The organism is Riemerella anatipestifer, assembly GCF_009670965.2.
In the GTDB taxonomy this organism is placed as follows: domain Bacteria; phylum Bacteroidota; class Bacteroidia; order Flavobacteriales; family Weeksellaceae; genus Riemerella; species Riemerella anatipestifer_B.
The window spans coordinates 729,821-748,153 of record NZ_CP073239.1 but is presented as its reverse complement, the minus strand read 5'-3'; the positions used below and the strand labels follow the sequence as shown (position 1 = coordinate 748,153).

Genomic DNA, 18,333 nt, shown 5'->3' with positions numbered 1-18,333 from the left:
ATAACGGAATTATATTTTTTATAATGTTAAATTTTTATGACAAAATTTCCGTTTGATTATTTTAATTAAACCATTTAGCGTACTTTAAAAAGCCATTAAAAGCCCAATGCGCCGTATAGTAGAGTGATTTTAAGGTAGAAAAATTCATAAAATCTTTATAAACTAAGTATTGGTCCTTAATAATGTTACTCTTTTTTCTAGAGACACTATTACTATGCATACGATATTTTGCCATTGTTTTAGGGAGTGGCTTTCCTTGCGGAATTTTCTTTAATAGGTTAAGCCACATAACATGGTCTTCTCTTTTAGAGCCTTCAGGGAAGAATTCTTTGCCCACTCTTTGGCTATCGTACATAGAAGATAGTAAGGAAAGTCTGCATGTTTTTAGTAGGTTGTTGAATGTTACTATTTTGTCAGCCTTAAAGTCTTCTATGATGGGCGTCAAATTTTCATCACATCTAGCATAGTTAGAGTAAGCAAGTTCTGCATTTTCTCTTTTCATAAAGGATACCATTTCTTCAAGAAAATTAGTTTCCCATAAATCGTCAGCATCTAGGAAGGTAATATATCTGCCTGTTGCTAGTTCTAGTGCTAGGTTTCTAGCCTTTCCTGCTCCACCGTTTTGTTTAGATTCTATCAGTTTTATTCTTGGGTCGTTAATCTGTTTTATAATCTCTACTGAATTATCCTTGGAGTTATCGTCAGAAATAATCCACTCCCAATTTGTAAAGGTTTGATTGAGCACAGAGTTTATAGTTTCTTTTAAAAACTTAGAAGCATTGTAACAAGGCGTTATAATAGAGACTTCGGGCATAACCTACTTTTTAATTTTTGCAAAGATAAGTAAAGATAAGGGAGTTTTAAATTGCCTTTTTTGGAGTAAATTCAAATTATTTGTTAGTGATACAATTAAAAATATTAATTGAAAAATCGTTATTTCTATTTCAAACTATTAAATTTGTGGTTCGTTTAAATAATTTGTAACCTTTAATTCTCCTAGAAGAATGTTTTATAATCATCAAGAAATAGAAAAGAAATGGCAAAAATATTGGGACGATAACCAAATTTTTAAAAGCCAAGAGCCGAAGTCAGGTGTTGAAAAAAATAAGCCGAAATTTTATGTGCTAGATATGTTCCCTTATCCTTCTGGGGCGGGTCTTCACGTGGGGCATCCACTGGGGTATATAGCATCGGACATTTACGCAAGATATAAAAGGCATCAGGGGTATAATGTACTTCACCCAATAGGTTATGACTCTTTTGGACTTCCTGCGGAACAATACGCCATACAGACAGGGCAGCACCCTGCGGTAACTACGGAAAATAACATCACTAGGTATGAAGAGCAATTGAGAAAAATTGGGTTTTCATTTGATTGGAGTAGAGAGCTGAGAACATCAGACGCTTCTTACTACAAGTGGACTCAATGGATATTTATTCAGTTGTTTCATTCGTGGTATAATAAAGATACAGATAAAGCGGAGTCTATTGATACGCTTATAGCTCAATTTGAAACTAAGGGTACTGAGGGACTTAATGCAGTGCAAACCGATGAATTATCATTTACATCAGAAGAGTGGAATTCAGCATCGGAGCAAGATAAACAAGATATACTTTTAAATTATAGATTAGCCTACCGTGCAGAAACTACGGTTAATTGGTGTCCTGCATTGGGAACGGTTTTAGCTAATGATGAAGTAAAAGATGGTAAGTCCGAAAGAGGTGGTTACCCTGTCTTTCAGAAAAAAATGATGCAGTGGAGTATGAGGATTACGGCATATTCTGAAAGACTATTACAAGGATTGAATACTTTGGATTGGCCACAACCTCTTAAAGATTCCCAAGAGTATTGGATTGGGAAATCTCAAGGAGCATTAGTTCAGTTTTCTGTAGATGGTTTTTTAGAAGGAGAGAGTATAGAAGTTTTTACCACTCGTCCAGACACTATTTTTGGAGTGAGCTTCATGGTGTTAGCGCCAGAACATCATTTGGTGGAAAAGCTAACAACAGAAGAACAAAAAAATGCTATAAATCAGTATATAGAAGAAACTTCTAAAAAGACGGAAAGAGATAGAATGGCAGATGTCAAGTCTGTATCTGGGGCTTTTACAGGGAGTTATGTAACCCACCCATTTACTAAAGAACTTATACCTATACATATATCAGACTATGTGCTTATGGGTTATGGTACGGGTGCGGTAATGGCAGTACCTGCACACGATGATAGAGACCATAGATTTGCAAAGTATTTTGGATTGCCAATTAAAAAAGTTGTAGCTACCGATATAGATGTTCAAGAAGAGTCTTTTGATTCTAAAGAAAGCACTTGTGTTAATTCTGACTTTTTAGATGGATTAAATTACAAAGATGCAAAACAGAGGGTTATACAAGAAATAGAAAATTTAGGTATAGGTAAAGGCACTACAAACTATAGACAGAGAGATGCTATTTTCTCTAGACAGAGATATTGGGGAGAGCCAGTGCCTATCTACTATAAAGAGGAGATGCCGTATACTTTGCCTTTGTCTGCCTTGCCACTTGAGTTGCCAGAGGTAGAGAAATATTTACCTACTGAAGATGGAGACCCACCGTTGGGAAATGCAAAGAATTTCGCGTGGGACGAAGTTAATCAGCGAGTAACTTCTGTGGATTTAATTGATAATAAAACGGTATTTCCAATGGAGTTATCTACGATGCCTGGTTGGGCAGGTAGTTCGTGGTATTTCTTAAGGTATATGGATTCTACTAATGATGAAGTTTTTTGTGCTAAAGAAAAATCTGACTATTGGGGGCAGGTAGATTTATATATAGGAGGAAGCGAACATGCTACAGGACATTTATTATATGCTCGTTTTTGGAATATGTTTTTAAAAGATAGAGGTTTTATCAGTCACGAAGAACCATTCCAAAAGCTAATCAACCAAGGAATGATTTTGGGAATGAGTGCCTTTGTTTTCCGAGTAGATGGGACGAATCAGTTTGTTTCTAAAAACTTGGCGAAAGATTATCAAACTCAAAAAATCCATGTAGATGTAGCTTTATTAAAAGGAACGAGCGATGAATTAGATACTGATGCCTTCAAACAATGGCGACCAGAGTTCAAAGACGCAGAGTTTATCTTGGAAGACGATAAGTACATCACAGAGCGAGAGGTAGAAAAAATGTCTAAGTCTAAATATAATGTGGTAAATCCAGACGACATCTGCGAAGAATATGGTGCGGATTGTTTAAGACTTTACGAAATGTTCCTTGGTCCTTTAGAACAAAGTAAACCATGGAATACACAAGGGCTTTCGGGAGTTTATGGCTTTTTAAAGAAGTTTTATAATCTTTACTTTGATGGAGATGAGGTCAATATATCAGACGAAGAACCAACTAAAGAAGAGTACAAAGTACTACATACTTTAATAAAGAAAGTAAAATTTGATATAGATAACTTCTCATTTAATACTTCCGTGTCTTCGTTTATGATAGCAGTGAACGAATTACAAAAGCTGAAAACCAATAAAAGAAAGATTTTAGAGCCATTGGCGGTTGTTATATCTCCTTACGCACCTCACATTTGTGAAGAGCTATGGCAATTATTAGGATATAATGAGTCTATTGAGTTTGTAGAGTTTCCTGCTCTTAATGAAGAGTATCTAAGAGAAGACGAAATAGAGTATCCGGTAAGTTTTAATGGTAAAATGAGATTTAAATTACCTCTTTCTGCAGATTTATCTAAGGAGGAAATTGAGAAAATAGCAATAGAAAATGATAAAGTATTGCAGTATTTAGATGGTAATAGTATCAAAAAAATCATTGTAGTACCTAAAAAAATCATCAATATTGTATTCTAAATAGAGTAAAAATAAGTTTTTTAATAAAAATTTAACACTTGCTAAATCGAAAAAAATAAGGTCTGTTTTTTCTTATGAGTTAATCAAAAGTAGGTGTATAAATGAAATAATGATAAAAATCAGGAAAAAAAGTAAATCTAATTTAAGAAAGCAGAAGGTCTAGAATGTCAAAAAAACACCATGTTTAAAGATAATATTTGGATTTTTCAATATTTTAACTTTACTTTACAGCCTGAAAAAAATAACAATTATAATTTTAGTTTAATATGGAAATGAATGTTTCAAACACAGAGGAGCAAGTAATTGCTAGACAGAAGAGCGGGCTTAACCCAGCTGTAGTACTACCTATTTTGTATGTAATTGCGTTAAGTATTTACATCTTTATATTAGGTAACCCAGGTAACTTTAAAGAAGATGCAAGGATTGCAGGACAAGCGTCTGTAGCTTTTGCAGATATACCATCTAAGGAATTGCATCCAGAGTCTTTCATGGGGATTATCTACATGGGAGGTCCAGTGGTACATATCCTAATTTTATTTATGATTACAGTAATCGTTTTCTCTTTTGAGCGTTTCTTCGTTATTAAAAAAGCTCAAGGAAAAGGAAATCTTGACAAATTTGTACTTGAGATAAGAGGTCTTCTTAATCAGAATAAAATTGATGAAGCTATTGAGAAGTGTGATGCTCAACAAGGTTCTGTAGGTAATGTGGTAAAAGAAGGACTAGTTACTTATAAGGCATTGGCTAACGATAGCTCTATGGATAAAGAGAAGAAAATGGTTGCTTTAACTAAAGCTTTAGAAGAAGCTACAACATTAGAGATGCCTATGTTAGAGAAAAATATGATGATTCTTTCTACATTAGGTACAGTAGCAACATTAGTAGCGCTTTTAGGTACGGTAATCGGGATGATTAAGGCGTTCTTCGCTTTAGGTTCTGGTGGTGGTACTCCAGATGCTGCGGCTTTATCTATTGGTATCTCAGAAGCCTTGATTAACACGGCTTTAGGTATCGGTACATCAGCTATTGCAATTATCCTTTACAACTTCTTTACATCTAAGATAGACGGATTAACTTATAAGATAGACGAGATTGGTATGTCTATTCAGCAGTCTTTCGCTGAGTTTAACTAATAAGTTAGTATTCTGATAAAGAGAAATTTAGAGCTTCTGCTAAACAATAATTTTAGCGAAGCTCTAATAAAAAAAAGAAGTTTAATAAATAAAAAAGAGTTAATAATATGGCGAGAGTCAAACCAAAAAGACATGGTGTAGTAACGGATATGACAGCGATGTGTGATGTTGCATTCTTACTACTTACCTTCTTTATCTTGACTACACAGTTTAAAAAGCCTGATGTAGAGCAGATAAAACCGCCATCTTCTATATCTGAAAAATTGTTACCAGATGCCAGTCTAATGACGGTAAATGTAACACCAGATGGGAAATTTTACTTCCAACCTGTAGAGAACGGAACTGAAAGAATTCAGCTTCTAGATAATATGGGACAGAAGTACGGACTTTCTTTTACCGATAAGGAAAAAGTAGCGTTTACAAAGGTGCAGGCAGTAGGAGTACCTATGACACAGTTAAAAAGCTACTTAAACTTATCAGAAGATGAGCAGAAAGCGTTTAAGAGTCCTACGGGGATTCCTATGGACAGTACAAATAAACAAGTTATTGATTGGGTAGAGCAAAGTTTAAAAATAAACCCTGACTATAAGTTAGCCATCAAAGGCGATGGCAACACTAACTATCCAAAAGTAAAAGATTTATTTGAAGGATTGAGAGATATTGAGTTTTACAAGTTTTGGTTAATCACTACCCAAGAGGGAGGTAAATAGAGAATAGAAATGGCAGAAGTACAAGTACAGGATAAGGGCGAAAAGGGCGGCAAAGTCCGTTCCAAGAAGCAGTCCACTAGAGTGGATATGACTCCGATGGTAGACTTAGGTTTTCTACTCATTACATTCTTTATGTTTACCACTACTTTTAGTAAACCAAATGTGATGGATTTAGGTCTTCCTGCGAAACCTAAAAAAGATGCTCCTAAACCGCCTCCTACGGAGATTGATTTGAGCAACTCTATATCTTTAATTATAGGTAAGGATAATAAGATTTTTTATCATCAAACGGATAAAGATGGTCTTAATGAAGGTACACTTCAGGAGACAACCTATGATAAAGATGGGATTACGAAAGTAATAGAAGATGCAAAGAAGAGGGCTAAAGATGTAACTAAATTTACAGTTATCATCAAGCCAACGGATGATGCAGTGTATAAGAATTTTGTAGACGTTCTTGACGAAATGGCTGTCACTAAAAGTGAACAATATGGGGTAACCGATATTAAAGACTGGGAGAAAGCTGTTTATGAAAAGAAAGTAGGAACTGCAAAATAATAATTAACCCTTAAAATTCATATTTTATATGTCAGATGAAAATTTAGGGTACAATCCAAGTTTGGATGAGATTGTATTTGAAAACAGAAATAAAGCCTATGGTGCTTATGACCTGAGACAAAGCTATAAGAGTATTCTTACAAGGTCTATGATTATAGGTACTACTTTGTTCTGTTTAGCTGCGGCTACTCCGTTTATTGTTATGAAAATTAAACAGTTAACGGCTCCGCCTAAACAAGAAGTAGAGGCTAATCTTATAGAAATTCTTCCAGAAGAAGAACAGATTATAGAACAACCTAAAGAGGAGGAACCACCTCCACCACCTCCACCGAAGGTAGAAGAGGAAAAGGTTGAAATTATTCAGAATGTGGTTCCTGAGCCGGTAAAAGCTCCTAAAGTGGAAACTCCACCGCCGCCAATATCTAAGCAATTAGAAACCACTACAGGTTTAGTAAATCAAGAGGGTGTTAAAAAACCGTCTTATTCACCACCACCGCCACCACCTTCTACAGGAAAAGGAACAACGGTAGAGGTAAAGCCTCAAGTGAGTACTACTGAAGTATATACAACGGTAGACCAAGAAGCGGAGTTCTCAGGAGGAGGTCTTAACGGATTTAGAAGTGCTTTCCAAGAATCTTTTGATACTTCGGTAATGGAAGGTGATGAAGGTACTTTAAAAGCTGAGGTTACTTTCGTAGTAGAGAGAGATGGTTCGCTTTCTCAGGTAAAAGTTACAGGTTCTAACTCTACATTTAACAGAGAGGCAGAAAGAGCTGTAAAATCTATCAGAAAGAAATGGACTCCTGGTAAAGTAAATGGGGAGCCAGTTCGTTCAAGATTTAGAATGCCAGTGGCAATGAATTTTGAATATTAAAATTCTGTTAAAATTATTATAAGAGAAGCTTTAGGGCTTCTCTTTTTTGTTATATTTGTTGTTATGTTTAATTATTTATCTATTTTAGCAGGTGTTATGTACCTTACTTTAGGTGTTGTGGTACTAGTGTATAAATTTTTTGTAATTCAGTTAGATGATTATGTTGCCTATCCGTTAGGTATTTTGATGGTAATTTATGGTGTCTTCAGGGTCTTTAGGGCAATCTATAATATAAAGCAGAGTAAGAAAGATGTATAAAAAAATAGTTTATTTATTATTTCTATTGGTGGTTGTGCTTTCCTGTAAAAAGGGTAAAGAAGCGGAAAACCCTCAAAAAGGAGAAATTCAGGTGGTGGCAGACCCTTCGTTTAAAAATGTAACTGAGGCTTTGGCAGAAAGATATATGGCATTTTATCCAGAGGCTAAGCTAGATGTTGTTTATAAAAAAGAAGATTCGGCTTTTATAGACTTGCTGGACGGTAATGCTAGAGTGATAGTGATGTCTAGAGAGCTTACAAAAAAAGAAAAAGAAGTTTACAAAGAAAAAGTAGATTTGGAATATAATCCAGCTAAATTTGCGGGAGATGCGGTAGTATTTGTTGTTTCTAAAAATTCAAGTAGAGAGCATATCAAAGTTTCTGAAATTAAAGAAATGCTTAACTCTGATGATAAGAACCTCATATTTGATGGAGCCAATGCAAGTAATCTTAATTTTATAGCACAGAAATTTCAGGTTAAACCTTCGGCTTTAAAGTATTCTATTATTAAAGGGAATGAAAATATTGTAAACAGTATAGATAAATTTAATAATAAAATAGGGGTTATAAGTCTTAATACGATAAGTAGAGAGTTTTCTCCAGAGGCTATAGCGTTAAGAGAGAAGGTGAAAGTACTACCAGTAATGGATGATAAAGGTAAAATATATAAGCCTGAACTTTCAAATATAAGGAATATGGAGTATCCGTTCTCAAGGATTCTTTATTTCTTGACAAATGAAGGTTTTTTTGGAGTGGGAAACGGATTCATAAGATTTTCTTGTACTCAAATAGGTCAAATAGTGGTTTCTAAGCAGGGGTTACAGCCTTACAATATCTATAAAAGAGAAGTTCAAATGAGATAAAATTCTTATATTAGCAACTCTTTACTTTAAAAATGGCTTGATAGTTGTTTATAATAAAGTAAGCCAAATTATAAATAACCTTAAAAATGAAAAATATAAAAATGACAAAGAAAATGGTATTAGGTGCTGCGGCCGCTTTTATGTTCGGTTTTGCAGGTGCACAAACAGTAGAAGAAGGTCTCCAGAATATGGATGCTCATAAATATGCAAAAGCTAAAGAGGTGTTCAATCAGTTACTTCAGAAATCTCCTTCTGCGGAAAATTATTTTTATTTAGGAAACATTTATTTAACTCAATACGAACCTAATTTTGATAAAGCTAAAGAATACTTTGATAAAGGTTTGGCTTTGGATAAAAAAGCATATTTAGATAGAATAGGTTTGGCTTCTATTAAGTTAGGAAAGGGAAATAAATCTGCAATTAACGAAATACAGGAAATTGTAAATGATTCTAAAGGAAAAGATCCTGAGGTGTTATTTAGAGCAGGTGAGGCTCTTACAATGTTTGAGAGTAATAATGCTCCAGATTTAGCTGTAGAATTTATTAGCCAAGCTATAGAAAAAGCAGAAAAGAAAGGTAATGTGCCCGCTAATTATTATTATTCTTTAGGCGATGCTTATCGTCTTAAAAAAGATGCTGGTAAAGCGATGTCTGCTTATGATAAAGCAGCGGTAGTAGCTAGAAATAAAGCATCCGTATTTACTAGAATGGCGACTTTGTGGATGGCTGCTAATCAATGGCAATTAGCAACAGATAATCTTAACAAAGCTATAGCGGTAGACCCTACCTATGCTCCAGCATATAAGGCTCTTGCTAACTATAACATTAGATATCAAAAGCATGATGCGGCGGCAAGTAATTTGTTGAATTATCTTAAATATGCTGATGAAGACCCTGTAACGATGTTAGAGGTATCCAAGCTTTATTTCGCAAATGGAAACTATACAGAATCTAGAGAAGTTTTAGATAAGGTTTTTAATAAAGTTGAAGATGTTATTAAGTACAAGCTCAATGCCTATCTCTTATATGGAGAGCAAAAGTATGATGAGGCTAAACAAAATCTAGATACATTTATTTCTAAGGCAGATGCATCTAGAGTACTGCCTGCAGACCAAGGTTTATTAGGGTTAATCTACGCAGGGCAATCTCAAAAAGCACAGGATGAGTCAACAAAGGCTAATCTTATGAAAATGTCTAGCGAAAAAATAGCAATAGCGAAGGCTGCAAAAGATGAAACTATGCAATGGGATGCAGAGTTGGCTAAAATTATGGCAGGAGGAGTTGATCTTAAAAAAGCAGCAGAAGCAGGTCCTACTAATCCAGAGATAGAAGCGTTGAAGAAGTCTATTGCTGCAGACCCTAAAAATACAGACAATATTTATAAGCTAGCGATGGCTTATCAAGATGCTAAAAACTGGAATGGGGCAGCTTATACTTGGCAGAACATGATAGACTTAATTCCTGACTGGGCTCCAGCTTATTATAGCCAAGGGTATGCGTATCAACAAGCGGGTAATAACGAGTTGGCTAAAATTTCTTATCAGACTTATATAGATAATATGAATAAGAAACCTGCAGAGGAGCAAATGCAAGGTAAAGAAACACTTTCTTATGCTTATTTTGCAGTAGCTTATTTAGAAAAAGATAAAAATAAAGAGAAAGCTAAAGAATACGCATTGAAATCTGTTCAGCTAAACCCTGAGTATAAAGATGCTCAAAATTTATTGAAATTACTTAGCCAATAATTAGTGTTTTTTAATATTTAATTGATTATAAATAAGAGTTTCTTAGTTTCTTAAGAAGCTCTTATTTTTTAGAATAAACCTTATATTTGTAATATGAAAGTAGATATTTTAGCCATCGGAGCACATCCTGATGATGTTGAGCTAGGATGCGGTGGAACTTTAGCCAAGTTTATTTCTCAAGGTAAAAAAGTAGCGATAGTAGACTTAACAGAAGGAGAATTAGGTACGAGAGGGACAAATGAAACTAGAGCAAAAGAAGCTAAAAGAGCATCAAATATTTTAGGAGTTGTGGCACGAGAAAACTTGGGTATGAAAGATGGTTTTCTTAGTAATACAGAGGAGTATCAAATGCGTATTGTAAAGATGGTAAGGAAATATCAGCCTGAAATTATTTTTGCAAATGCAATAGATGACCGTCATCCAGATCATGCAAAAGCGGCTAAATTGGTTTCAGATGCTTGTTTTTTATCAGGTCTTATTAAAATTGAAACGGTTGATACTGGTGAAACTCAGCCAGTATGGAGACCTAAGCATATCTTTAACTATATACAGTGGAAGTCTATAAAGCCTGATTTTGTGGTAGATATATCTGATTTTATGGATAAAAAGATTGAGGCTTGTTTAGCTTACGAAACGCAATTTTATAATCCTAATTCGGAAGAACCGATGACGCCAATCTCTACTAAAGATTTTCTAGAAAGTCTTACTTATAGAGCTCAGGATTTAGGGAGGTTGTCTGGAGTGTCTTACGCGGAAGGATTTACTTCTGAAAAACTGATAGCTTTTAAAAATTTTGATTCAATAATTTTGTAAATAGATAAAATATTTCTATATTTGCACCCACAAAATGGTGATTGTAGCTCAGTTGGTTAGAGCGTCAGATTGTGGTCCTGAAGGTCGCCGGTTCGATCCCGGTCAGTCACCCTAACAAAAAAACATCTACACAATGTAGATGTTTTTTTTATTTTTATGAAGTTTATGTTTTTAAATCTCCTCGTGGGTATCTAAGGTGTAATTTCTTCCTTTGAAATCTTTATCGTGTTTTTCAGAGATTACATCCTCTCCTTTTTCACTAATAATAAACTCTGACGCTTCATTAAACATCTCAGAAAAGTTTTTGAAATCCTCTTTGTAAAGGTAAATCTTATGCTTTTCGAATGTAGCTTCGCCTCCGTCTTGGAAGTGTTTCTTACTTTCGGTAATGGTAAGATAATAGTCTCCAGCTTTAGTCTCACGAACATCAAAGAAATAGGTTCTTCTTCCTGCTTTTAACACTCTAGTGAAAATTTCATTTTCATTTCGTTTTTCCTTGTAATCACTCATTTCATCTATTTTTTAGAAATCTTAGGTAACAAATATAAAATAAATCTGCTAATCATCAAAGGATTATTTAAAAACTTTAATTTTATGCTTTACTTTTTGTTAATCAGTATTTTATGTGTTTTCGTATTTACTTTTATAAAGTTTTTTCTCTTTTTTGAGAGTGCTAAAAAGTAGTATAAGATATTGAAAATTAGTTGCTCGGGGAAAGATGTAATGTATGATGTGCATTTTTAGCACTAGATGTACGATGGGTGATAATGATTCTGGTGCACTCCGTTTCTAGGGTTTCTAGATTTTTTAGAATGTTTTCTTCAGTTTCTGTGTCTAGTGCAGAAAGACTATCATCAAATATAAGTATGGTGGGCTTCTTTATAAGAGCTCTAGCGATGCAAATTCTTTGCTTTTGTCCTCCAGATAGCATTACGCCTCTTTCTCCTACCATGGTTTGATATTGGTCTTTAAATTCAATAATGTTTTTATGAATATCCGCTTTTTTAGCGTATTCCTCAATGGTTTCTATGTTGGGATTGTCTATGGCGAAGCCTATATTGTTCTCGATGGTGTCAGAAAATAAATAACTTTCTTGTGGAATGTAGCCTAAAGCATTTCTGTAAACCTCTAGATTGTGTTCTTTTAAATTGATATCATCTATGAAAATATCTCCTTCGTCTGGGTCTATCAATCGGCAAAGAAGAAGAGCTATGGTGGATTTTCCGGTGCCTGTTTTCCCCATAATAGCAAGAGATTCTCCTGCTTTTATTTTAAAGCTAATATTATTTAGTGCTTTAATGCCTGTATTAGGGTATGTGTAACTCACATTACGAAATTCTATATCTCCTTTTATGCTATAATGGTTTTTATTTTTGTTAGTAATTTCGGATTTTTTGTCAAGAAACTCATTAAGCCTTTGCATGGAGGCTGCAGCTCTTTGGTTTACTGAGGTTACCCAGCCTACCATGGAAAAAGGCCATATAAGGATATTGATATACATAAAGAAATCTGCAATAGCACCTATGCTCATTTCTCCTTTTATGTATTTTTGTCCCCCAATGTATAGTATAATAATATTGAGTAAACCAATGACTAGTAATATTATCGTGAAAAAATAGGCTTCTGTTTTGGCGAGGTCTAATGCTTTTTCTTGATAGTGTTTTACCTTAGTGTTGTAATTCTGTTGAATGTACTTTTCCTTATTGAAAAACTTTATTACTCTAATGCCAGAAAAGCTGTCCTGTACAAATGTAGAAATAGCGGATTGGCTTTTCTGCATGATTTTGGACTTTTTATTGATAATAGAGCTTACTTTGTAAATAGTGAATGAAAGTATAGGTAAGGGAAGAAGAGTCCAAAGAGTCATTTGTAGATTGGTTTGGAACATATATACACTTGTGATAATGAGTAGTATCACTAGGTTGATGACATACATAATCCCAGGACCTAGATACATTCTTACTGCAACGACATCTTCACTTAGTCGATTAAGCAAATCTCCTATAGTGGTAGATTTGTATTGAGTTAAGGATAATTTTTCGTACTGTCGGTAGATATTATTTTTTAGTTCATATTCTATTTTTCTAGATGCCACAATAATGGTTTGTCTCATCATAAATCTAAAAATGCCAGACAGTACAGAGGCTCCTATGATAATACTTCCGTTAATTAAAAGTGTGCGAAAAAGAATCTCTTGCGTGGTGTCTTTTTGGGATATAACCTCTTGAATAATATCCACGGTTTTGCCTATAAACTGAATTTGGTAGATGGCAAAGAAGTTACTTGCTATAATGAAAAAAATCCCCCAAGAAAGAAGTTTCTTGTGTTTCCAAAAATAAGGGTTGAGTGTTTTTAGTGAGTTCATTTATATGGCAAAAATAGACAAAAATGATGATAAATATTTTGTGTGAAACTTATTTTTAAAGATAAAATATGACATTAATTAGATAATGTGTTAAGAATAGTATTTTAGTATAAACATTCTTCTAAATTTATTAAGAAATAAGATGTAAAATCATTTTAAGTAAAATAAAAGGAGACCTAACATTAGGTCTCCTTTTTTATGGATTGTATTAAGTTTTATTTTGACTTAAAATTTAGCTTTTAAAATCTGAGGGTTTACATTTAGACTTACCCAGAACCAATCTTGATAAGAGTTGGCTGTGTTTTTATTTTTAAGATATCTCAATGATTCTGTGTTTAGGAAGAAAGAATAGCCTCCTACAACACTTACATTAGGCATTACATTATATCCAAAAGTGAAATCCCATTCGTTACCGAGATAAGAGGATAGCTTTTTATCATTATTGTAAATGTCAGCTCCAGAATAGAATAAATGAGTATTTAAGCCTAGGTTTAGTGATGGGCTAACCTTTGCAGATAGCTTAACATGAGTGTCTAACAATCCTACATTTTTATGAGCGTTCCCTACATAAAAATAATCCATGAAACCATAGAATTTATGGTGAGTTCCGTAAAGTGGGTCGAATGAGTTAGAAATGTTATCGGTTTTGTTGGTGTCATCACCAGAGAGATAATCTGCTCCAATGCTGAGATTGAGAGGTTTTGCAACTTGATAACCTAATGAACCAGAAAGTAAATAGGCAGATTTTTTAATGCCCTGAGCGTTTTTTCCCATTTGATAATAAGATGAGAAATGTCCGTTCCAAGCGTTTTTCTTACCAAAATAATTCATACCAAAAGTTTGTAAGTTATGTGTTTTGGTATCAGGTAATAAATCGTTTCGGTAGCCTAGGTTATTCAATAATATTGAAAAATAAGAAGTTTTGGATAGTTGATGTTTAAAATGAATCAACTGAAGGTGCTGGTACGGCTGCGCATCTGTAGGGGTAAAAAATTGACCTATTGGATTATTTACATTAAGGTTGTTGTTTTTGTAATTCTGGTTAAAAGCGGCATAAGTAATAACGCTGGTGTTGTTTTTATTCCATTCTATGGCTAAAGCGTCGTGGCTTCTTCCTGCAGGGTGCCAGTCAAGGCTTCCGAAAATTCTATCATCATCTAGAGCTATCATTTGGCGTCCTACTCTAGTTCTTAGATTTTCGGATAACTTTAAGTCTGCATATGCTTCGTAGATAGACATTCCTCCTGTTGGGTCAACGGTCTGTACTTGGTTAGCTTGCCCCCAAATATTGATGTTTTGTACTGAGAATTTTACCTTTAATAAGTCTTTGTTAGAGTAATTCATGCTCAGTCTTGTTCTGTTGTGTGTGAGAAAAGCATTCTGCTCACCTTGGTTTAATGGAGTGTAGGCTCCGTTTCTGTACTCGGTTCTTGGACGAATTTGCAAGGACATGTCGAAAGTATTGTCTTTGTTTGAAGAATCCTGAGCTGATATTTGAGAATGAGATAATAGAAAAATACTCAATAAAGGTAAATAATAAGTTTTCATAATATTTATTATTAAGTTAATAATTCAAATGCTAGACAAAATTAGTATCAAATCAGTTTCTAATAAGTGTATTTTGTTGTGATATTTGTCATAATGATATTTATCAGTTAATATTTATTATTTAATTAAGGTTAATTTTTAAAAATATGATAATTATTAGGTGGTTTTATTAGGAAGAAATATTTAATACTATTTACCTTTGTCTAGTAATTTAAAAATAGACCCCTATGATGAAGAGAGAAAACTATGAAGGTAAGTCTAAAACAAATAGACGGAAGGAAAGATGGTTATTTCCTGTACTATTAGGAGTAGCACTTGGGTTATTTATGTATGTGTTTTACATTTCTAAAGCGTACTCTTACCTTTCAGATGATCCTAAAGCCTGTGTAAACTGCCATATTATGGCTCCGGAGTACTCTACATGGTTTCACTCTTCTCATGGTAGGGTAACTAATTGTAATGATTGTCATGTGCCTCACGACAATGTCTTCAGAAAGTACTATTTTAAAGCGATGGACGGTATGAGACATGCCAGTATGTATTCTCTAAGAATGGAACCTCAAGTGATTAAAATCAGAAAACCAGGGGAAACAGTAGTTCAGGAGAATTGTATCCGTTGTCATAATGATTTGAATAGTGTGGTGGGTACGGCTTCTGTAACAGCAAGTATGGCTCATAAAGACGAAGGTAAACTATGTTGGGAATGCCATAGAGATGTGCCGCATGGTAATGTAAGAGGGCTTAATTCTGCACCTCATGCTAGAGTGCCTTTGGCAGAAACTCCAGTGCCTGAGTGGCTTAATAAAATGACAAAAGAAAAAGCAAACAAGTAGAAAAATAATAATACATAAAGTTATGAAACGCAAGAGTTGGTTAATTGTAGGAATTTTAGGAGTGGTTATTTTTGGTTTGGGGATGCTTGCTAATTCTATTATGCAGAGAAAGGCAGAGTCTATGCATCTTTCTAAAGCTAATAATAATATTAAAGATTTTGAGTCTAGAAATGAAATTTGGGGAGATGCTTACCCTCGTGAGTATGAATCTTGGGCAAAAACAGCAGACACTACTTTTAGATCTAAACATATGAGTAGTAACGATGATGACTTGCTAGAAGAAAGACCAGAAATGGTAATCCTTTGGGCGGGATATGCTTTTGCAAAAGATTATAAAGCACCTAGAGGTCACTTCTATTCAGTGAAAGATGTGGTGGGTACTCTAAGAACAGGTGCTCCTGATGCTAATCACCCAGATGTGCAACCAGGTACTTGTTGGACTTGTAAAAGCCCTGATGTGCCTAGAATGATGAACCAAATGGGAGTAGAAAACTTCTATAAAGCTAAGTGGTCTCAACTTGGAAGCGATGTGGTAAACCCTATCGGTTGTGCGGACTGCCACGACCCTAAGACTATGAATTTAACTATTACTCGTCCTGCATTGGTAGAGGCTTATCAAAGAATGGGTAAAGATATTAAGAAGGCAACACACCAAGAGATGCGTTCTTTAGTCTGTGCACAGTGCCATGTGGAGTATTACTTTAAAGGAGATAATAAATACCTTACTTTCCCTTGGGATAAAGGTATGTCCCTAGAAAATATGGAGGAGTATTATGATAATGCAAAACATGTAGACTTTGTACATAAGTTGAGTAAAGCACCTATTCTAAAAGCTCAGCACCCAGATTTTGAGGTTTATAATTTAGGTATCCATGCTCAGAGAGGAGTATCTTGTGCGGATTGCCACATGCCATATAAGTCAGAAGGAGGAGTTAAATATACAGACCACCATATTTCTAGCCCATTGGCTAATATCAATAATACTTGTCAGGTTTGTCATAGAGAGTCTGAAACTACTCTTGCTCAGAATGTGTACGAAAGACAAGATATGGTATTCCAACTTAGAAATAGATTAGAAAAGCAGTTAGCAAAAGTTCACCTAATGGCTAAATTCCTTTGGGATAATAATGCTACAGAGCAAGAGATGAAACCTGTTTTAGACCTTATCAGAAAATCACAATGGAGATGGGATTTCATTACTGCATCACACGGAGCGGCGTTCCATGCACCACTAGAATCTCAGCGTATTTTGGGAGATGGTCTTTACTTAGCAGTACAAGCTGAAGCGAAGATGAATGATATTGCTAACAAGAAAAACCTTAGTGGTAAGTTTGTAATGCCAGATGTAAGTACTAAAGCTAAAGCACAAAAATTCATTGGTTTAGATATACCTAAAGAGTCAGGTGCTAAAGCACAGTTTATGAAAACCGTAGTTCCAGAATGGTTGAAGAAAGCAAAAGCTAAGGGAGTTCTGGTAAAAGATAAATAAGACTAATAATATTAAGCTCCCACATTTCTAGTTGAAGTTGTGGGAGTTTTTATGTTTATGAAATAGATAGAATTGATATGAAATTTGAAAATACATTAACTAGTAGAACTCAGTTTAGAGATGCCTTAATTATCAATTTAGGGTTGTTGGTGCTGGGAGTTCTTCTCCAGTATTTTTTAGGAAATATTCCTAAGCAGTATGTTTCGTTTCCGTATAATATAGGGGCTGGGGTAGGCTTTGTATTGGTATGGACGCTTATTTTTTATTTCTTCAAGCAGAAGAAAATCATTAGTTTGCTAGATAGCTCACCGTTTGCTATTGTAACTACCATTGTTTTAGGCTTTTTGAGTATAGGTTTGGGCGTATTTAATGTGGCTCCAGAATCTACTTATTATAATACACTTAACAAGTTGGGGGTTAATCAGATTACGACTACATGGTATTTTGCCTTGATTTTCTTTATTCTATTGATCAATTTGTGGTTGAGTATTCTCAAGAGAGCCTTGGTTTTTCAAGCGAAAAACATTACTTTTTTACTCAATCATTTTGGGTTATGGTTAGCTTTATTTGCTGGAGTTTTAGGTCAGGGAGACCTTACGAAACTTAAAATGACTCTGCAAGATGGTCGTCCCGAATGGAGAGCAGTAGATGAGAATGGACATGTGGTAGAGCTACCACTAGCACTTGAACTCAAGAAGTTTGAGATGGAGATTTATCCTAACAAGCTATTCCTTATAGATGAAAAGGGGGAAACTTTACCAAAGTCTAAACCAGACGGCTTTATGTTAGAAAAAGTAGGGGCAAAACACACTTTTGAAGATTGGGAGGTGAAACTGGTAGAATACATACAAAATGCAGTTATTGTTAGAGAGAACACTTACGCTAAAAACCCAATGTGGGGAGCAACTAATGCGGCTAAAGTTATTGTAAAAAATAAAAAAACACAGGAGCAAAAAGAAGAGTGGATTTCTTGTGGAAACTTTATGTTTCCACCCAAAGCTATTAAATTAAGCGAAAATAGGACTTTGGTAATGTCGCCACCAGAGTCTAAAAAATATCAATCCGATGTTTTAATTTACCAAAAAGAAAGCTCAAAAGTAGAGGAAGGTAAAATATTGGTTAATCAGCCGCTAGAAGTTAATGGTTGGAAAATCTATCAAGTGAGCTATAACGAAAACTTAGGGCGATGGTCAGATATTAGTGTGTTAGAATTGGTGCTAGACCCATGGTTACCGTTGGTGTATATAGGTATTTTTATACTTATGTTGGGTACTATTAGTTTTTTATTTCAAAATCGTAAGTAGTT

Annotated in this window: 16 protein-coding genes and 1 tRNA gene; 13 read left to right on the top strand and 4 right to left on the bottom strand. The window is 34.6% G+C overall.

Annotated features, from left to right (window positions below; all coding sequences use genetic code 11):
- Positions 1–61: 61 nt before the first annotated feature.
- Complete coding sequence (locus tag D1J36_RS03470) at positions 62–814, bottom strand: glycosyltransferase family 2 protein (RefSeq protein ID WP_154137756.1); 753 nt, start codon at positions 812–814, stop codon at positions 62–64.
- Positions 815–1,004: 190 nt separating this feature from the next.
- On the opposite strand from D1J36_RS03470, the gene leuS reads away from it, so the two are divergent.
- The 10 genes from leuS to D1J36_RS03420 all read left to right on the top strand — a co-directional run bounded on the left by leuS (position 1,005) and on the right by D1J36_RS03420 (position 10,903).
- Positions 1,005–3,839 (top strand): leucine--tRNA ligase, encoded by a 2,835-nt coding sequence (gene leuS / locus D1J36_RS03465; RefSeq protein WP_154137757.1) that lies wholly within the window; start codon positions 1,005–1,007, stop codon positions 3,837–3,839.
- A gap of 266 nt (positions 3,840–4,105) precedes the next feature.
- A complete protein-coding gene (locus D1J36_RS03460) occupies positions 4,106–4,972 on the top strand; it encodes a MotA/TolQ/ExbB proton channel family protein (protein WP_064970503.1) in 867 nt (288 codons plus the stop codon).
- Between the two features lie 107 nt (positions 4,973–5,079).
- Entirely contained in the window at positions 5,080–5,682 is a 603-nt protein-coding gene (locus tag D1J36_RS03455; RefSeq protein ID WP_153928771.1) for an ExbD/TolR family protein, read from the top strand.
- A gap of 9 nt (positions 5,683–5,691) precedes the next feature.
- Positions 5,692–6,240 carry an ExbD/TolR family protein gene (locus D1J36_RS03450; RefSeq protein WP_004917230.1) on the top strand — a complete coding sequence of 183 codons (549 nt, stop codon included), beginning with the start codon at positions 5,692–5,694 and terminating at the stop codon, positions 6,238–6,240.
- 28 nt (positions 6,241–6,268) lie between these two features.
- On the top strand, positions 6,269–7,114 hold the full coding sequence (locus D1J36_RS03445) for an energy transducer TonB (protein WP_154137758.1): 846 nt from the start codon (positions 6,269–6,271) through the stop codon (positions 7,112–7,114).
- Positions 7,115–7,177: 63 nt separating this feature from the next.
- Positions 7,178–7,372 (top strand): C4-dicarboxylate ABC transporter, encoded by a 195-nt coding sequence (locus D1J36_RS03440; protein WP_154137759.1) that lies wholly within the window; start codon positions 7,178–7,180, stop codon positions 7,370–7,372.
- Positions 7,365–8,234 (top strand): PstS family phosphate ABC transporter substrate-binding protein, encoded by an 870-nt coding sequence (locus D1J36_RS03435; RefSeq protein WP_154137760.1) that lies wholly within the window; start codon positions 7,365–7,367, stop codon positions 8,232–8,234. The genes D1J36_RS03440 and D1J36_RS03435 overlap by 8 nt, the downstream gene beginning before the upstream one ends.
- A gap of 86 nt (positions 8,235–8,320) precedes the next feature.
- Positions 8,321–9,979, top strand: a complete 1,659-nt coding sequence (locus tag D1J36_RS03430) for a tetratricopeptide repeat protein (protein WP_154137761.1) — start codon at positions 8,321–8,323, stop codon at positions 9,977–9,979.
- A 93-nt stretch (positions 9,980–10,072) separates the two neighbouring features.
- Positions 10,073–10,792, top strand: coding sequence for a bacillithiol biosynthesis deacetylase BshB1 (gene bshB1, locus D1J36_RS03425; RefSeq protein ID WP_154137762.1), 720 nt, complete (start codon positions 10,073–10,075; stop codon positions 10,790–10,792).
- Positions 10,793–10,829: 37 nt separating this feature from the next.
- Positions 10,830–10,903: transfer RNA gene (locus D1J36_RS03420), tRNA-His, on the top strand.
- A 60-nt stretch (positions 10,904–10,963) separates the two neighbouring features.
- Here the strand turns inward: D1J36_RS03420 and D1J36_RS03415 are convergent.
- The 3 genes from D1J36_RS03415 to D1J36_RS03405 form a co-directional block, all read right to left on the bottom strand.
- Positions 10,964–11,302, bottom strand: a complete 339-nt coding sequence (locus tag D1J36_RS03415; protein ID WP_004917238.1) for a DUF3276 family protein — start codon at positions 11,300–11,302, stop codon at positions 10,964–10,966.
- A gap of 190 nt (positions 11,303–11,492) precedes the next feature.
- The gene (locus D1J36_RS03410) at positions 11,493–13,157 is read right to left on the bottom strand and encodes an ABC transporter ATP-binding protein (RefSeq protein ID WP_154137763.1); all 1,665 of its coding nucleotides are present in this window, start codon (positions 13,155–13,157) and stop codon (positions 11,493–11,495) included.
- Between the two features lie 225 nt (positions 13,158–13,382).
- Entirely contained in the window at positions 13,383–14,705 is a 1,323-nt protein-coding gene (locus D1J36_RS03405) for an alginate export family protein (protein ID WP_154137764.1), read from the bottom strand.
- A gap of 227 nt (positions 14,706–14,932) precedes the next feature.
- Between D1J36_RS03405 and nrfH the strand changes: the two genes are divergently transcribed.
- The 3 genes from nrfH (at position 14,933) to D1J36_RS03390 (ending at position 18,331) form a co-directional block, all read left to right on the top strand.
- A complete protein-coding gene (nrfH, locus tag D1J36_RS03400; RefSeq protein ID WP_064971004.1) occupies positions 14,933–15,538 on the top strand; it encodes a cytochrome c nitrite reductase small subunit in 606 nt (201 codons plus the stop codon).
- Positions 15,539–15,560: 22 nt separating this feature from the next.
- The gene (nrfA, locus tag D1J36_RS03395) at positions 15,561–17,027 is read left to right on the top strand and encodes an ammonia-forming cytochrome c nitrite reductase (protein WP_154137765.1); all 1,467 of its coding nucleotides are present in this window, start codon (positions 15,561–15,563) and stop codon (positions 17,025–17,027) included.
- 77 nt (positions 17,028–17,104) lie between these two features.
- Complete coding sequence (locus D1J36_RS03390) at positions 17,105–18,331, top strand: cytochrome c biogenesis protein ResB (protein ID WP_154137766.1); 1,227 nt, start codon at positions 17,105–17,107, stop codon at positions 18,329–18,331.
- Positions 18,332–18,333 lie beyond the last annotated feature (2 nt).

Bases quoted from the DNA above. Each gene is read 5' to 3' on its own strand.
- D1J36_RS03470 (WP_154137756.1), bottom strand. From the start codon at position 814: ATGCCCGAAGTCTCTATTATAACGCCTTGTTACAATGCTTCTAAGTTT.
- leuS (WP_154137757.1), top strand. From the start codon at position 1,005: ATGTTTTATAATCATCAAGAAATAGAAAAGAAATGGCAAAAATATTGG.
- D1J36_RS03460 (WP_064970503.1), top strand. From the start codon at position 4,106: ATGGAAATGAATGTTTCAAACACAGAGGAGCAAGTAATTGCTAGACAG.
- D1J36_RS03455 (WP_153928771.1), top strand. From the start codon at position 5,080: ATGGCGAGAGTCAAACCAAAAAGACATGGTGTAGTAACGGATATGACA.
- D1J36_RS03450 (WP_004917230.1), top strand. From the start codon at position 5,692: ATGGCAGAAGTACAAGTACAGGATAAGGGCGAAAAGGGCGGCAAAGTC.
- D1J36_RS03445 (WP_154137758.1), top strand. From the start codon at position 6,269: ATGTCAGATGAAAATTTAGGGTACAATCCAAGTTTGGATGAGATTGTA.
- D1J36_RS03440 (WP_154137759.1), top strand. From the start codon at position 7,178: ATGTTTAATTATTTATCTATTTTAGCAGGTGTTATGTACCTTACTTTA.
- D1J36_RS03435 (WP_154137760.1), top strand. From the start codon at position 7,365: ATGTATAAAAAAATAGTTTATTTATTATTTCTATTGGTGGTTGTGCTT.
- D1J36_RS03430 (WP_154137761.1), top strand. From the start codon at position 8,321: ATGAAAAATATAAAAATGACAAAGAAAATGGTATTAGGTGCTGCGGCC.
- bshB1 (WP_154137762.1), top strand. From the start codon at position 10,073: ATGAAAGTAGATATTTTAGCCATCGGAGCACATCCTGATGATGTTGAG.
- D1J36_RS03415 (WP_004917238.1), bottom strand. From the start codon at position 11,302: ATGAGTGATTACAAGGAAAAACGAAATGAAAATGAAATTTTCACTAGA.
- D1J36_RS03410 (WP_154137763.1), bottom strand. From the start codon at position 13,157: ATGAACTCACTAAAAACACTCAACCCTTATTTTTGGAAACACAAGAAA.
- D1J36_RS03405 (WP_154137764.1), bottom strand. From the start codon at position 14,705: ATGAAAACTTATTATTTACCTTTATTGAGTATTTTTCTATTATCTCAT.
- nrfH (WP_064971004.1), top strand. From the start codon at position 14,933: ATGATGAAGAGAGAAAACTATGAAGGTAAGTCTAAAACAAATAGACGG.
- nrfA (WP_154137765.1), top strand. From the start codon at position 15,561: ATGAAACGCAAGAGTTGGTTAATTGTAGGAATTTTAGGAGTGGTTATT.
- D1J36_RS03390 (WP_154137766.1), top strand. From the start codon at position 17,105: ATGAAATTTGAAAATACATTAACTAGTAGAACTCAGTTTAGAGATGCC.